Consider the following 14314-nt stretch of genomic DNA (forward strand, 5'->3'; position numbering starts at 1 on the left):
CAAGCCCACGACAGGAGCACCGATGTCAGACATCCGCCATCTCGTCCATCCGGACATCGACAGCCTCGCCGCCGCCGCGGCGCAGGCCGTCACCGGCCATCTCAATGAGCGAATCGCCGCCACCGGTCAAGCTGTCCTCTCGCTGACCGGTGGGAGCGCGGGCGTCAAGACCGCAGCGGCGCTGGCCGACGCGGCCATCGAGTGGGAGCGGGTCACCATCTACTTCGGTGACGAGCGATTCGTTCCCGCTGACGACCCCGAGCGTAACGACGGCCAGATCGACGACGTCCTTCTCGATGCACTGGGCGGACGACCCACGGTGCACCGCTGGCCCGCACGCGGCGCGGAGCACGACGATGTCGATGCCGCGGCGAGCGCGTTCCGCGCCGCACACCCCATGCCCGCCGGGGACGAGACGCTGTTCGATGTGACGCTTCTCGGGATGGGGCCCGAGGGACACATCGACTCGATCTTCCCCCACACCCCGGCGGTCGCGGAGAGCGAGCAACTGGTGGTCGGCGTGCGCGACTGTCCCAAGCCGCCGCCGGAACGGCTCACGTTCACCCTTCCCGCCGTATGCCGGTCGCGGCACGTGATCGTGGTGGCCACCGGGGACGGCAAGGCCGAAGCGGTCGCCCGCGGCATCGAGGGCGCGGATCCGGTGGACTGGCCGGTCGCGGGAGCGCGGGGCGTCGTGTCCACGACGTACCACCTGGACGGGCCGGCTGCGTCGATGCTGTCGTGAGCGGGACCCGCATCACGCGGTTGTGCAGGAAATGACGAACGGGGCGCGTGACCTTCCGATCACGGAAGGAGACGCACCCCATTCGTTTGCGCGGGCAACCGCGCGCGGTGTGTGTCTGCGACCGGGAGGTCAGCCGAAGCGAACCACGAGCCCCATCGCGATGATGCCGATCAGCCAGAGAACGGCCACGATCACGGTGACACGGTCGAGGTTCCGCTCCACGACGCTCGATCCGGACAGGCTCGACTGGACACCGCCGCCGAAGAGCGAGGACAGACCGCCACCCTTGCCGCGATGCAGCAGGATGAACAGCATCAACAGCAAGCTGGAGATGATGAGGAAGAGGTCCAGGGCGAGCTTCATGTAGAGATCGTGCCTCACGTCAGGTCGGGCGGTCGGATAGCGACCGCTCCAGACTACCCGGTCGGATGTTCATGGCGAATCCCGGCGCGCCCGGGCCCGAGGGCCGGACGCGCCGGGGAGAATCTATCAGGGCAGTGGGCCGCCGGCGGCGATCGCCGAGAGCTGCGCGAACTCATCCGGCTTGAGGGACGCGCCGCCGACAAGGCCGCCGTCGACGTCCGCCTGCTCGAGCAGTTCGCCGACATTCGAGGCGTTGACACTGCCCCCGTACAGTACGCGCATCTTCTCAGCGATCTCGTTGTCCGCGAGCTCGGCCAGTGCGGCGCGGATCGCGGCGCACACCTCCTGGGCGTCCGCAGCCGAGGCGGTCTTTCCGGTGCCGATGGCCCAGACCGGCTCATAGGCGATCACGGTGCCGGCGAGCTGCTCCCTGGAGAGGCCCGCGAGCGATCCCTTGAGCTGGTCGACCACGTACGAGACGTGCTGACCGGCCTCGCGGACGTCCAGCTTCTCGCCGACGCACACGATCGGCGTCAGACCGTGCTTGTGGCTGGCCGCGGCCTTGGCGGCGACGAGCTCATCGGACTCCGCGTGGTAGTCGCGACGCTCGGAGTGCCCGACCACGACGTAGGTGCAACCGAGCTTGGCGAGCATCGCCGCCGAGACCTCGCCGGTGTACGCCCCGGATTCATGGACCGACACGTCCTGCGCGCCGTAGGCGAAGCCGAGTTTGTCGCCCTCAATCACGATCTGGACGCCGCGGATATCGGTGAAGGGCGGGATGAATGCCACATCCACCTTCTCGAGGTACTTCTCGGGCAGCGCGAAGGCGACCTTCTGCACGAGGGCGATGGCCTCGAGATGATTGAGGTTCATCTTCCAGTTGCCGGCGATGAGCGGGGTGCGTGCCATGTTCTCTCCTGTTGTCGACGGTCGGTGTCAGTTGCCGCGCTCGAGCGCGGTGACCCCGGGGAGTTCCTTGCCCTCGAGGTACTCCAGCGAGGCGCCGCCACCGGTGGAGATGTGGGAGAAGTTCTCCTCCCCCAGGCCGAGGGTGCGGACCGCCGCCGCGGAATCGCCCCCGCCGACGACCGAGAACGCGCCATTCCTGGTGGCCTCGATGATGGACTCGGCGACGCCGCGGGTGCCGGCGGAGAACGCCTCGAACTCGAATACGCCCATGGGGCCGTTCCAGAACACGGTCTTGGCGACGGAGAGCTTCTCCGCGAAGGCGGCGACCGACTCGGGTCCGATGTCCAAGCCCATCTTGCCGTCCGGAATCGCGTCGGCGGGCACGGTGGCGTGCGACGCGTCGGCGGCGAACCCGTCAGCGGCCACGACGTCCACGGGCAGGCTGATCACGTCCCCGAACTTGGCGAGCAGGTCCTTGCAGGTGTCGACCATCTCGTCCTGGAGAAGTGACGAACCCACTCCGTGGCCCTGCGCCGCGAGGAAGGTGAAGCACATGCCGCCACCGATGACGAGCGTGTCGACCTTCGGGGCGAGTGCTTCGATGACGGCCAGCTTGTCGGAGACCTTCGAGCCACCCAGCACGACGGCAAAGGGGTGCTGCGGATCGCCCGTCAGGTCGGCCAGGACCTCGACCTCGCTCTGGACCAGATCGCCCGCGTAGGCCGGGAGCAGCTTGGCGACGTCGTAGACGGAGGCCTGGGCGCGATGGACCACACCGAAGCCGTTGGAGACGAACGCCCCGTCCTCCCCGACGAGCTCGGCCAACTCGGCCGCGAACGCGGCGCGCTCCGACTCGTCCTTGCTCGTTTCGCGGGGGTCGAAGCGGACGTTCTCGACGAGCAGCACGTCTCCGTCGGTCAGCCCGTTCGCACGCTCGCGGGCGTCGGCGCCCACCACGTCACCCGCGAGCTGCACGTACCGTCCCAGTTCGTCTCCGAGCTTCTCGGCGACCGGCGCCAGCGAGAACTCGGGATCCGCCTGGCCCCCGGGGCGTCCGAGGTGAGCGGTGATCACCAGGGCGGCACCCCCGTCCAGCAGTGCGTTGAGTGTGGGCAGCGAGGCCGTGATGCGTCCGGCGTCGGTGATGGTGTTGCCGTCGAGCGGGACGTTGAGGTCGCAGCGGACGAGGATCTTGCGACCCTCGACGCCGGCCTCGAGCAGGTCCTTGAGCGTGCTCACTGCCATGGGGTGGACTCCTCCGGGAGGTGCTGTGTGGTGGTCGGGGTGGTGGGTGATGCCGGACCGGGCCCGGCCGGAACGCTGTGGACGTCCCGGGGCCGGGCCCGGTGGTGGTGCTCGTGGCTCTTCTCGGTCTTCCGACCCGTCAGAGTGACTTGCCGACGAGGCCGATGAGGTCGGCGAGGCGGTTGGAGTAGCCCCACTCGTTGTCGTACCAGGAGGCGATCTTGATCTGGCCGTCGATAGCCTTGGTGAGCGGCGCGTCGAAGATCGACGAGTGCGGATCGGTGACGATGTCCGAGGAGACGATCGGGTCCTCGGTGTACTTGAGGATGCCCTTCATCGGCCCCTCGGCGGCAGCCTTGACGGCGGCGTTGACCTCGTCGACCGAGGCCTTCTTCTCGAGCTCGACCGTGAGGTCGGTGAGCGAGCCGGTGGGCAGGGGGACGCGCACGGCGTAGCCGTCGAACTTGCCCTTGAGCTCGGGAAGGACCAGGGCGACGGCCTTCGCGGCACCGGTGGAGGTGGGCACCATGTTCAGTGCGGCGGCGCGGGCACGACGGGGGTCCTTGTGCGGGGCGTCCAGCAGGTTCTGGTCGGCCGTGTACGCGTGGACGGTGGTCATCAGGCCCTTGATGATGCCGAACTCGTCCGACAGGACCTTGGCCACCGGGGCGAGGCAGTTCGTCGTGCAGGAGGCGTTGGAGATGATGGTCTGCGAGCCGTCGTACTGGTCGTCGTTGACGCCCATGACCACGGTGAGGTCCTCGCCGGAGGCGGGGGCCGAGATGATGACCTTCTTGGCGCCACCCTCGAGGTGGCCGCGGGCCTTCTCGGCGTCGGTGAAGATGCCGGTCGACTCGACGACGACGTCGACACCGTAGTCGCCCCACGGCACGGAGGCGGGTCCCTCCTTGACGGCCAGGGCGCCGATCTTGGTACCACCAACGGTCAGCGACGAGTCGTCGAAGGTGACGTCCTTGCCGAGACGACCGAGCGTCGAGTCGTACTTGAGGAGGTGAGCGAGCATGTCGTTCGTGGTCAGATCGTTGACGGCCACGATCTCGATGTCCGTCTTGCCTTCGGCCTTGAGAGCCTCCACCGCGCGGTAGAAGTTGCGGCCGATACGTCCGAATCCGTTGATGCCTACGCGCACGGTCACTTCGATGTCTCCTTATTGGTGGTGCGAGAACGCTGGACGTCACCGGGGCCGGGTACAGCCCGGGGACGTGACCCAGACTACCCGCCGCCGTCCGGCGCTGTGCAGGGTCCTACCGGCGGTCAGGCGTCGTCGAGCATGTCCTCGGTGACGACGGACTCGGTGTCCGGGATACCGAGTTCGGATGCCTTGCGGTCCGCCATGGACAACAGGCGCCGGATCCGGCCCGCGACGGCATCCTTGGTCATCGGCGGGTCGGCGAGCTGACCGAGTTCCTCGAGCGAGGACTGCCGGTGCTGAACCCGGAGTTCGCCGGCGGCCAGCAGGTGATCCGGGACGTCCTCGCCGAGGATCTCCAACGCCCGCTGGACACGGGCGGCCGCCGCGACGGCGGCGCGCGCAGAACGCCGCAGGTTCGCGTCGTCGAAGTTGGCGAGCCGGTTGGCGGTCGCACGCACCTCGCCGCGCGAGCGGCGCTCCTCCCAGACGTCCCGGGTGGTCGTGGCTCCCATCCGGGCGAGCAGGATCCCGATCGCCTCGCCGTCGCGGATCACCACGCGGTCGCCCCCGCGGACCTCGCGGGCCTTGGCCGTCACGCCGAGTCGGCGCGCGGCGCCGACCAGGGCCATCGCCGCCTCGGAACCCGGCGCCGTCACCTCGAGGGCGGATGACCGGCCGGGTTTGGTGAGTGAGCCGTGAGCGAGGAACGCGCCCCGCCATGCGGCCTCGGCCGCGGTGACGGGGCCGCCCACGACGGCGGCCGGCAGGCCGCGGACCCCGCGCCCGGCACCGTCGACCAGTCCGAGCTGGCGGGCGAGATCGGCGCCGCGGTCGATCACCCGGATGACGAACTTCCGCGCGGCCCTGCCACCGGATCCCCCGATCGGGTGAATCTCGCAGGAGACGCCGAAAAGGGAGTCGAGCTCGGCGGCCAGGCGGTCGGCGATGTCTCCGGAGTCGACCTCCGATTCGATCACCAGGCGGCCCGACAGGACCTGCAGGGTTCCCGCGAACCTCAGGATTGCGGCGACCTCCGCCTTCCTGGTCTCCGAGCTCCCCACCGGGACCCTCACCAGTTCGGACTTGACCTGCGCGGTCAGCGACACTCCCTGCTCCTTCATTCTTGTGTTCACTCGCCCGCGGGTGCGGACGTCGAGGCGGCCAGCACGGAGGCCAGCAGGACCGGGTCGTGGACGGCCATCATGGTCCCATCCGCCCGGGTCCGCGCGATCTCCGCGGTCACGACCCGGGCCCCCAGTCCTGCGGCGGCGCGTTCGAGGTGCTCACGTTCGGTTGCGCTCAGCGGCATCCGCGGGTCGACCAGGACCGAGTCGAAGTCGATGTCGGGCGCATGCTGACGCAGGACGTGCAGGTGCTGCTCGGCGGAGAACCCGGCCGTCTCCCCCGGCTGCGGTGCGAGGTTGAGGACGAGCACCTTGGTCGCGGACGTGCGGGCCAGTGCCTCGGCGATCTCCCGGATCAGAACGTTGGGGATCACGCTGGTGAACCAGGAGCCCGGCCCGAGTACGACCAGATCGGCGGAGTCGATCGCCTCCACCACACCGGCGGCGGCGGGCGGGTCGGGTGGGATGAGCCGCACCCGTCGCACACTCCCCGGCGTGGTGGCTACCGCGACCTGTCCGATGATCGTCCGCACGACGCGCGGATCGGCCTCGAGTCCCACCACCTCCGCGGCGATGTCCAGCGCCACCGGTGACATCGGCAGGACGCGGCCGTCCACACCGAGGATCGACCGCACCGCGTCGAGAGCCTCTATCGGATCACCGAGAAGCTCCCACAGGCCCGCGAACACCAGGTTGCCGACGGCGTGCCCGGCGAGCGCACCGGTGCCCCCGTACCGGTGCTGGAACAGCCGGGTCAGACGGTCGTGTTCGTCGTCCTCCCCGGCCAGGGCACAGAGTGCCATCCGCAGGTCGCCGGGGGGCAGGATCCCGAGCTCACGTCGTAGCCGACCCGAGGATCCACCGTCATCCGCGACGGTGACCACCGCGGTCACGTCGTCGGCGACGAGCCGCGCCGCCCGGAGGGTGGCGGACAGTCCGTGTCCCCCGCCCAGAGCGACCAGCGATGAGACCCGTGAGGTGCTGCCTTCGGTCATGACCGACTCATTCCCGACCGAGGTCGCGGTGGCGCACGTGGACCTCGACCGCGTCCAGTGCGCTCAGGCGTCCGGCCAGCGACTCGGAGATCGCGACGCTCCGGTGCTTGCCGCCGGTGCAGCCGACGGCGATCGTCATGTACCGCTTGCCCTCGCGCCGGTAGCCCTTCATGGCCAGGCGGATCATGGTCTCGGCCGATCGCAGGTATTCCTCGATCGACTCGTCGGCCAGCACATAGTCCTGCACCGGTTTGTCGCGCCCGGTGTGCGGCTGCAGCTCGGGGATCCAGTGTGGGTTGGGCAGGAAGCGCATGTCGAGCAGCATGTCGACGTCCACCGGGACGCCGTATTTGAAGCCGAAGGACTCGACGGTGAGGTGGAAGTCGAACCCGAGGTCGCCGAAGGGCGTCTCCAGCCGGTGTCGTAGGTCGTGGACGCTGAGGGAGGAGGTGTCGACGACGACGTCGGCCCGCCCCCGCAGTCCCTCGAGGATCCGTCGTTCGCGCACGATCCCGTCCACGAGCCCGCCGCCGGACTGCAGCGGGTGGGAGCGGCGGACGTTGTTGAAGCGGCTGACCAACGCCTCGTCGGAGGCCTCGAGGAACAGGATGCGGCCGCCCGCGGAACCGTCGAAGTGGCCCAGCAGGTCGTCGAGGTGCTCGTCGAAACCGATGCTGCGGGTGTCGACCACCATGGCAAGTCGCTGCGGGCCGGTCTCGGATTCGCTGATCCGCTCCAGAAAGTCGCTCATGAACGACAACGGCAGGTTGTCCACCACGTACCAGCCGAACTCCTCGAGAACCTTGGAGGCCGTGCCCTTGCCGGCTCCGGACATCCCGCTGATCAGGAGCAGTTCGCGCTTGTCCCCGCCGTCGACCATCGTGTCACCTCGCATCGTCTGTGCCGTTCTGATCGGTCCCACCCTCGCTCTGTGCGGTCGAGTCTGTCACGCCGGCGGCGGCCGTGTCCGTGTCCCGGGCATCGGCGCCGAGCACCGAGCGTATGGCGGCCGCGACGCCGGGGCCGATCCCGGGTACCGCGCACAATTGCTCGGTCGAGGCCTTCCGCAACGCCGAGACGGTGGGGAACGCCTCCGTCAGAGCTGCACGGCGTGAGGGTCCCAGACCGGGGACGTCGTCGAGCACGGAGGCGGTCATCCGCTTCGATCGTGCGCCGCGGTGCGCCCGGATCGCGAAGCGGTGCGCCTCGTCTCGGAGTCGCTGCAGCAGGAACAGTCCCTCGCCGTGTCGGGGGAAGATCACGGGGTACTCCTCGCCGGGGAGCCAGATCTCCTCGAGGCGCTTGGCGATTCCGATCACCGGTACGTCGTTGACCCCGAGTTCTGACAGCACCTCGGCCGCGGCTTCGACCTGCGGCCGCCCGCCGTCGACGACGTACAGCTGCGGAGGGTAGGCGAACCTCCGCGCCGGGGTCGCTTTCGCATCGGGGCCCGACTCGTCGTCGACCGGGCCGTCGGTCTCGTCGGGGGTGAGAGCGGGATCCTCGTGGTGACGGCGGAACCGTCGCCGGGTCACCTCCGCGATACTGCCGACGTCGTCCGACCGGCCGTCGCCGGCGGCCTCACGGATCCGGTAGAGCCGGTAGTCGCTCTTCCGCGCCATGCCGTCCTCGAACACCACCAGCGAGGCCATCACGTCGGTGCCCTGGATGTGCGAGATGTCCACACATTCGATCCGTAGCGGCGCGGAATCGAGCTCGAGAGTCTCCTGGATCTCCTGCAGCGCGGCGGAGCGGGCCGTGAGGTCCCCGCTCCGGCGGAGCTTGTGCTGGGTGAGCGCTTCGACGGCATTGCGATGGACCGTCTCGGCGAGGGCACGCTTGTCCCCGCGCTGCGGGATCCGCAGTGACACCCGTGAGCCCCGCAGACCCGACAACCAGTCGGTCAGCTCGTCCGAGTCCTCGGGCAACGCCGGAACGAGTACCTCGCGGGGCACGGCCGCGGCGATATCACCGGACTCGGCGGACTCGGCGAGATCTGCCTCGCCGCCGTAGAACTGCGCGAGGTAGTCGGAGACGACACCGGGGACGGCCTTCTGTGCGTCGAAATGCCCCTCGTCGTCGACACCATGGGAGTGTTCGACGACCCAGCCGCGCTGGCCACGGATTCGTCCCCCGCGGACATGGAACACCTGAACCGAGACCTGGAGCTCGTCCGCCTCGACGCCCACCACATCCGCATCCGTACCGTCACCGAGGACGACAGCCTGCTTCTCCATCGCACGTCGCATCGCCCCGAGGTCGTCGCGCAGGCGGGCGGCCCGCTCGAAATCCAGATCCGCGGAGGCTTCGAGCATCTGCTTCTCGATCCGGCGCATGATCGCGTCGGTCCGGCCGGCCAGGAAATCGATCAGTTCGTTGACGATCTCGCGGTGCTCGTCCGGGGTCACCCGACCGATGCAGGGGGCCGCACACTTGTCGATGTACCCGAGCAGGCAGGGCCGTCCGAGCTGTGCCTGACGCTTGTACACCCCCGCCGAACACGACCGCACCGGGAAGACCCGCTGCAGGGTGTCGAGCGTGTCGCGGATCGCCCAGGCGTGGGAGTAGGGACCGAAGTAACGGGTGCCGGGACGGCGCGGGCCGCGGTAGACGAAGGCCCTCGGAACCTCCTCGCCCACGGTCACGGCGAGCATCGGGTACGTCTTGTCGTCGCGGTAACGGACGTTGAACCGCGGGTCATACTTCTTGATCCAGGTGTACTCGAGCTGGAGCGCCTCTACCTCTGTTGAGACGACGGTCCACTGGACGCCGGCCGCCGAGGTCACCATCTGCCGGGTCCGTGGATGCAGCAGCGTCAGGTCGGCGAAGTACGAACCGAGTCGACTGCGGAGGTTCTTGGCCTTGCCCACATAGATGACACGACCGTGCTCGTCACGGAACCGGTAGACCCCCGGTTCCGTGGGGATGGAACCGGGGGCCGGACGGTAGCTGCGCGGGTCGGCCACTGCGGATCAGCGGTCTGCGACGGTCTCGGGGTCGGCCGCGGACGGCTTGTGCGCGTGGACGACCTCGCGGAGGCGGGACATGGCCGTCACCCCGTCAGCGCCGTCAAAGGTCTGGATCGCCCAGATCCCCACGTGCTCGTAGGCCGGTAGCTCGAGCCGCGGCCAGTAGCTCGAGCGGGGGAAGGTGAGCCCGACGACGTCCTCCCACGGCCACAGCCGCGAACGCAACGGGCCGGTGATCTCCACGCCGGGAGCACCGGCACGGACACGGATGCGGAGCAGGGTGAGCAGCACCCCGGCGAAGATGAACCCGGTCACCACGAACGCGAGCTGGTCCGGAACGCCGACCGTCACGCCGGTGTCGCCCCGGACGAGGATGACTGCCCAGATGACATGGACGATGACGATCACGACGGCGAGCCCGACGACGATCTGGCGCATACGCGTTGGGCGATGGTCGAATTCCCAGGTGTCGGCCGCGCTGGCCGCGGCGTCTCCGCCCATGGACTGTCCGCTCATCGTCCGCTCCTGAGGTCCCGGAGCACGACGGCGGAGCCGAGCGCCGCGGCGACGGCCTCTCCACCCTTGTCCTCGACGGCGCCCTCGTGACCATCACGATCGCGGGCCTGCTGTTCGGTGTCGGTCGTGAGCACGCCGTGGGCCACCGGGGTGGACTCGTCGAGCGCGATGCGGGTGAGTCCGTCCGTCACGGACCCGCAGACATAGTCGAAGTGCGGGGTCTCGCCCCGGATGACGACCCCGAGCGCCACGACGGCGTCATGTGTCCGGGCGAGCTCCTGGGCCACCACCGGCAGCTCCACCGCGCCGGTCACGCGCGCCACGGTCACCGCGGCCCCGGCAGAGCCCGCCACGGCCAGTGCCCGATCGAGCAGCTGGGTGCAGATCTCGTCGTGCCAGGTCGCGGCGACGATCCCGAGCCGCAGGCCCTGAGCGTCGGGGATCACCAGCTCAGGCCTACCGCTGCCGCTCATCGCAGCTCCTCTCCGTCGGTTCCGGGCGCATCGGTCGGGGTCTCGTCGAGCTCGTCGTCGAGTCCCTCGAGCAGGTGCCCCATGCGGTCGCGCTTGGTGCGCAGGTATCGCAAGTTCTCCGGGGTGACAGCCGTGGGCGTCGGAACCCGCTCGACGACCTCCACGCCGCCGGCGCGGAGCGCGTCGGCCTTGACCGGATTGTTGGTCATCAGGCGCACCCGGCTGACACCGAGGTTACGCAACATCTGGGCGGCGAGGCTGAAGTCGCGGGCGTCGGCCGGCAGACCGAGATCGAGGTTCGCGTCGACCGTGTCGCGGCCCTCGTCCTGCAGTTGGTAGGCCCGGAGCTTCTGGACCAGGCCGATACCCCGGCCCTCGTGACCGCGCATGTAGAGCACCACCCCCCTGCCCTCCTCGCAGACCGCGGCCACCGCGGCGTCGAGCTGGGGGCCGCAATCGCAGCGCAGTGAGTGGAAGACGTCCCCGGTGAGACATTCGGAGTGGATCCGCACGGACACCGGTTCGTCGCCCGTGATGTCGCCGGCCACCATCGCCACGTGCTCGACACCGTCGAGGGCGTCGCGGTACCCGTGCGCGGTCATGGTGCCGGACGGGGTCGGGATGCGGGCGGCGGCCTCGTGCACGATCTGGATCTCGTGCGCCCGGCGCCACGCCTGGAGCGCCTCGATAGTGACCATCGCCAGCCCGTACTCATCGGCGAACCGTCGGAGCTCGGGGGTGCGGGCCATGGTCGTGGGATCGTCCTCGGACACGAGCTCGCAGATCACGCCGGCCGGGCGCAGCCCGGCGAGCCGGGCCAGGTCCACGGCGGCCTCCGTGTGGCCCGGGCGGGTGAGCACACCGCCGGGCCGGGCGCGCAGCGGGACGACGTGGCCGGGCCGGGTGAAGTCCCCCGGCACGGTCTCGCCCGACGCGAGCAGCCGTGAAGTGCGCGCACGGTCCGAGGCGGAGATACCGGTGGACACGCCTGTCCGGGCATCGACGGTCACCGTGTAGGCCGTGTCGTGACGATCCTCGTTGATGGCGCGCATGGGCGGCAGGTCGAGCCGCAGACAGTCCTCGGCCTCGAGCGCCACGCACACGTACCCGGACGAGTACCGGACGAGGAAGCCCATGAGCTCCGGGGTCGCGAGCTCGGCGGCGAAGATCAGGTCGCCCTCGTTCTCCCGGTCCTCGCTGTCCACGACGACCACGGCCTTCCCCGCCGCGATGTCGGCGATGGCGCGATCTATGCCGTCGAAGATGGTCACTGCTTCGGGTACTCCTGTGTCTGATCGTGTCCCGCGCGTCGGCCGCGGGCGCGGGCTCAAGTATGGCGCATCAGGTCAGCCGGCCCCGCCACCGCGTCCACCGAGCAGCCTCTCGACGTACTTGGCGAGCACGTCCACTTCCAGGTTCACCGTGTCTCCTGCGGCCAACGCCCCGAGGACGGTCGCCTCGAGCGTCGTCGGGATGAGGGACACCTCGAACCACGGCTCGGTAGCGCCGGCGTGACTGACCGCGGAGACGGTGAGCGAGGTCCCCGAGACCGTCATCGACCCCTTCTCCACCACATACTTCGCGAGCGCGGCCGGCAGCGAGAAGCGGACGACCTGCCAGTGTTCGTGCTCGACCCGGCTGAGCAGCTCGCCGGTGCCGTCGACGTGCCCCTGCACGATGTGGCCACCGAACCGGGCGTCGGCGCGCATCGCCCGCTCGAGGTTGACCCTGTCGCCGGGGGCGAGCGCCCCGAGAGCGGTGCGGTCGAGGGTCTCCGCCATCACGTCGGCGTCGAAGGTCTCGCCGGGGGTGTGTCCGGTGACCGTGAGGCAGACACCGTTGACGGCGATCGAGTCGCCGTGCCCGGCATCCGAGGTCACGACCGGGCCCCGGATCCGCAGGCGTGCCGAGTCCCCCATCCGTTCGACGGATTCGAGCGTGCCCAGCTCCTCGACGATTCCGGTGAACATCAGCGGGGTCCTTCCGTCTGCGCGGCCGGTGATGCCGCGGTGTGTCGATCTGTGGTCATCCGTAGGTGCACGTCGACGCCCAGTGTCCTGTACTCGAGCACGGTGAAACGGTGCGCCTCGAGGAGGGTGGTGACCCCGGCCCCGGCCACCGCGGACAGCCCGTCGCCGAGGACGAGGGGCGCCAGGTACGCGTCCACCTCGTCGACCAGCCCGGCCGCGAGGAACGCCCCGGCCAGGTGCGGGCCCCCTTCGATCAGGACGTGTTGGACGTCACCGAGCATGTCCAGCGCCGCGCCCGGGTCCCGCGTCGCCAGGTGGCGGAACCGCCCGTCGGTGCCGCGCACCCGGGCATCCCGGGGTACGTCCGTGAGCCCCATGACGACGCGGAGTGGTTGCCGTGGGGCGGACGTGCCGTCGTCGAGGCGGGCGGTCAGTGCCGGGTCGTCGGTGCGGAGCGTCCCTGACCCGACGATGACGACGTCCATCTCCTGCCGTCGGGCATGTGCATGTCGCCTGGCCTCGGGCCCGGTGATCCACATGCTGCTCCCGTCGGTCGCGGCCACTCGACCGTCGAGGCTGGCCGCGTACTTCCAGGTCACGAACGGCCGGCCCCGGGACTGCCGGTGGAGCCACGCCTTCAGTGGGCCCGACCGGGCGGCTGCCGTCTCGTCGTCGTCGACGAGTACTGCCTCGACTCCCGCCCGCCGCAACGTCTCCGCCCCGCCGGCCGCATCAGGCGTCGGATCCGGCACCGCGTACACCACCCGTGCGATCCCGTCCTCGATCGCCCGCGTCGTGCAGGGGCCGGTACGGCCGTGATGCGAGCAGGGTTCGAGCGTCACCACCAACGTCCCGCCCCGAGCCCGGGTCCCGGCTTCGTCGAGTGCCACGACCTCGGCGTGCCGGCCTCCCGCGGCCTCGGTCGCGCCGCGTCCGACGATCGCGCCGGCGGCGTCGAGCACCACGGCACCCACCGGGGGATTGGGCGTCGAGACCCCGAGCGCCGACCGCGACACCGCCAGTGCTTCGGCGAGTGCCGCCCGCTCGCGTTCCCGGCCCGCGCCCGGGGATCCAGCCATGGTCACGCCCGGGCGCCCAGAGCCTCCGCGCGGAGGGTCTCGACCTTCGCGTCGGGGTCGGGCGCGCCGTAGACGGCCGACCCGGCGACGAAGACGTCGACTCCCGCCGCGGCGCTCTCACCGATCGTGGCGGCGTCGATCCCGCCGTCGATCTGGATCAGCACGTCGAGCCCACGACGATCGATCTCCGCACGCAGGGTGCGGACCTTGTCGAGCATCTCGGGCATGAACTTCTGGCCGCCGAAGCCGGGCTCGACGCTCATCACGAGCACCAGGTCGACATGGTCGAGAAGCTCCAGGTAGGGCTCGACCGGGGTGTCCGGTTTGAGGGAGATCCCCGCCCTGCAGTCCTTTGCGTGCAGCAGCTCGGCCACGCCCGCGGGGTCGTCGGTCGCCTCCACGTGGAAGGTGACGTTGAACGCGCCGGCGTCCACGTAATCGCCGACCCAGCGGGCAGGGTCCTCGATCATGAGGTGGCAGTCCATCGGCTTGTCCGTGACCGCGCCGACCGCCTTGGCGACCGGCGCGCCGAAGGAGAGATTGGGGACGAAGTGGCCGTCCATCACGTCGACGTGGATCCAGTCGGCGGACGGGATCCGCTCGATCTCGCGGTCGAGACGGGCGAAGTCGGCGGACAGGATCGACGGCGCGATGAGCGGCTGGTACGACATGCCGTCCAGTCTAGGCCTCGCGTACGGCTGCTTCGATTCTCGCCCGCGGCCCGTGCCCGACAGGGGCGTTCCGTGCTGTCGCTCAGCCGAACGCCCCTG

Annotated in this window: 15 protein-coding genes; 1 reads left to right on the plus strand and 14 read right to left on the minus strand. The window is 69.8% G+C overall.

Annotated elements, in window-relative coordinates; translation table 11 throughout:
• The first annotated feature begins 22 nt into the window (after positions 1-22).
• Positions 23-745, plus strand: a complete 723-nt coding sequence (gene pgl, locus ACWIFB_RS12720; RefSeq protein WP_454058427.1) for a 6-phosphogluconolactonase — start codon at positions 23-25, stop codon at positions 743-745.
• A 129-nt stretch (positions 746-874) separates the two neighbouring features.
• On the opposite strand, the gene secG is transcribed toward pgl, so the two are convergent.
• The 14 genes from secG to rpe form a co-directional block, all read right to left on the minus strand.
• A complete protein-coding gene (secG, locus tag ACWIFB_RS12725) occupies positions 875-1108 on the minus strand; it encodes a preprotein translocase subunit SecG (protein ID WP_230928899.1) in 234 nt (77 codons plus the stop codon).
• 126 nt (positions 1109-1234) lie between these two features.
• On the minus strand, positions 1235-2020 hold the full coding sequence (gene tpiA / locus ACWIFB_RS12730; RefSeq protein WP_454058428.1) for a triose-phosphate isomerase: 786 nt from the start codon (positions 2018-2020) through the stop codon (positions 1235-1237).
• Between the two features lie 27 nt (positions 2021-2047).
• A complete protein-coding gene (locus tag ACWIFB_RS12735) occupies positions 2048-3265 on the minus strand; it encodes a phosphoglycerate kinase (RefSeq protein ID WP_454058429.1) in 1218 nt (405 codons plus the stop codon).
• Between the two features lie 139 nt (positions 3266-3404).
• Entirely contained in the window at positions 3405-4421 is a 1017-nt protein-coding gene (gene gap, locus ACWIFB_RS12740; RefSeq protein ID WP_344991234.1) for a type I glyceraldehyde-3-phosphate dehydrogenase, read from the minus strand.
• Positions 4422-4540: 119 nt separating this feature from the next.
• On the minus strand, positions 4541-5524 hold the full coding sequence (gene whiA, locus ACWIFB_RS12745) for a DNA-binding protein WhiA (protein WP_344991432.1): 984 nt from the start codon (positions 5522-5524) through the stop codon (positions 4541-4543).
• A 23-nt stretch (positions 5525-5547) separates the two neighbouring features.
• Positions 5548-6537, minus strand: a complete 990-nt coding sequence (locus ACWIFB_RS12750; protein ID WP_344991231.1) for a gluconeogenesis factor YvcK family protein — start codon at positions 6535-6537, stop codon at positions 5548-5550.
• A 7-nt stretch (positions 6538-6544) separates the two neighbouring features.
• Positions 6545-7432 carry an RNase adapter RapZ gene (gene rapZ / locus ACWIFB_RS12755; RefSeq protein ID WP_230928893.1) on the minus strand — a complete coding sequence of 296 codons (888 nt, stop codon included), beginning with the start codon at positions 7430-7432 and terminating at the stop codon, positions 6545-6547.
• On the minus strand, positions 7422-9503 hold the full coding sequence (gene uvrC / locus ACWIFB_RS12760; protein ID WP_454058430.1) for an excinuclease ABC subunit UvrC: 2082 nt from the start codon (positions 9501-9503) through the stop codon (positions 7422-7424). The genes rapZ and uvrC overlap by 11 nt, the downstream gene beginning before the upstream one ends.
• Before the next feature lie 6 nt (positions 9504-9509).
• Positions 9510-10022 carry a PH domain-containing protein gene (locus ACWIFB_RS12765; protein ID WP_454058431.1) on the minus strand — a complete coding sequence of 171 codons (513 nt, stop codon included), beginning with the start codon at positions 10020-10022 and terminating at the stop codon, positions 9510-9512.
• A complete protein-coding gene (ribH, locus tag ACWIFB_RS12770; RefSeq protein ID WP_452098904.1) occupies positions 10019-10495 on the minus strand; it encodes a 6,7-dimethyl-8-ribityllumazine synthase in 477 nt (158 codons plus the stop codon). Before ribH ends, ACWIFB_RS12765 begins: the two co-directional genes overlap by 4 nt.
• The gene (locus ACWIFB_RS12775; protein WP_454058432.1) at positions 10492-11766 is read right to left on the minus strand and encodes a bifunctional 3,4-dihydroxy-2-butanone-4-phosphate synthase/GTP cyclohydrolase II; all 1275 of its coding nucleotides are present in this window, start codon (positions 11764-11766) and stop codon (positions 10492-10494) included. The genes ribH and ACWIFB_RS12775 overlap by 4 nt, the downstream gene beginning before the upstream one ends.
• Positions 11767-11841: 75 nt before the next feature.
• Positions 11842-12465: a riboflavin synthase gene (locus tag ACWIFB_RS12780; RefSeq protein ID WP_452098906.1), complete on the minus strand. Its 624-nt coding sequence runs from the start codon at positions 12463-12465 to the stop codon at positions 11842-11844.
• A complete protein-coding gene (gene ribD, locus ACWIFB_RS12785) occupies positions 12465-13544 on the minus strand; it encodes a bifunctional diaminohydroxyphosphoribosylaminopyrimidine deaminase/5-amino-6-(5-phosphoribosylamino)uracil reductase RibD (RefSeq protein WP_454058433.1) in 1080 nt (359 codons plus the stop codon). Before ribD ends, ACWIFB_RS12780 begins: the two co-directional genes overlap by 1 nt.
• 2 nt (positions 13545-13546) lie before the next feature.
• Positions 13547-14215 carry a ribulose-phosphate 3-epimerase gene (gene rpe / locus ACWIFB_RS12790; protein ID WP_452098909.1) on the minus strand — a complete coding sequence of 223 codons (669 nt, stop codon included), beginning with the start codon at positions 14213-14215 and terminating at the stop codon, positions 13547-13549.
• Between the last annotated feature and the right edge of the window lie 99 nt (positions 14216-14314).

This window comes from Dietzia sp. NPDC055340 (assembly GCF_053645335.1).

What these genes read in the sequence shown, in the direction of transcription:
- pgl (WP_454058427.1), top strand. Translation starts at nt 23, where the DNA reads ATGTCAGACATCCGCCATCTCGTCCATCCGGACATCGACAGCCTCGCC.
- secG (WP_230928899.1), bottom strand. Translation starts at nt 1,108, where the DNA reads ATGAAGCTCGCCCTGGACCTCTTCCTCATCATCTCCAGCTTGCTGTTG.
- tpiA (WP_454058428.1), bottom strand. Translation starts at nt 2,020, where the DNA reads ATGGCACGCACCCCGCTCATCGCCGGCAACTGGAAGATGAACCTCAAT.
- ACWIFB_RS12735 (WP_454058429.1), bottom strand. Translation starts at nt 3,265, where the DNA reads ATGGCAGTGAGCACGCTCAAGGACCTGCTCGAGGCCGGCGTCGAGGGT.
- ACWIFB_RS12750 (WP_344991231.1), bottom strand. Translation starts at nt 6,537, where the DNA reads ATGACCGAAGGCAGCACCTCACGGGTCTCATCGCTGGTCGCTCTGGGC.
- rapZ (WP_230928893.1), bottom strand. Translation starts at nt 7,432, where the DNA reads ATGCGAGGTGACACGATGGTCGACGGCGGGGACAAGCGCGAACTGCTC.
- ACWIFB_RS12765 (WP_454058431.1), bottom strand. Translation starts at nt 10,022, where the DNA reads ATGAGCGGACAGTCCATGGGCGGAGACGCCGCGGCCAGCGCGGCCGAC.
- ribH (WP_452098904.1), bottom strand. Translation starts at nt 10,495, where the DNA reads ATGAGCGGCAGCGGTAGGCCTGAGCTGGTGATCCCCGACGCTCAGGGC.
- ACWIFB_RS12780 (WP_452098906.1), bottom strand. Translation starts at nt 12,465, where the DNA reads ATGTTCACCGGAATCGTCGAGGAGCTGGGCACGCTCGAATCCGTCGAA.
- ribD (WP_454058433.1), bottom strand. Translation starts at nt 13,544, where the DNA reads ATGGCTGGATCCCCGGGCGCGGGCCGGGAACGCGAGCGGGCGGCACTC.
- rpe (WP_452098909.1), bottom strand. Translation starts at nt 14,215, where the DNA reads ATGTCGTACCAGCCGCTCATCGCGCCGTCGATCCTGTCCGCCGACTTC.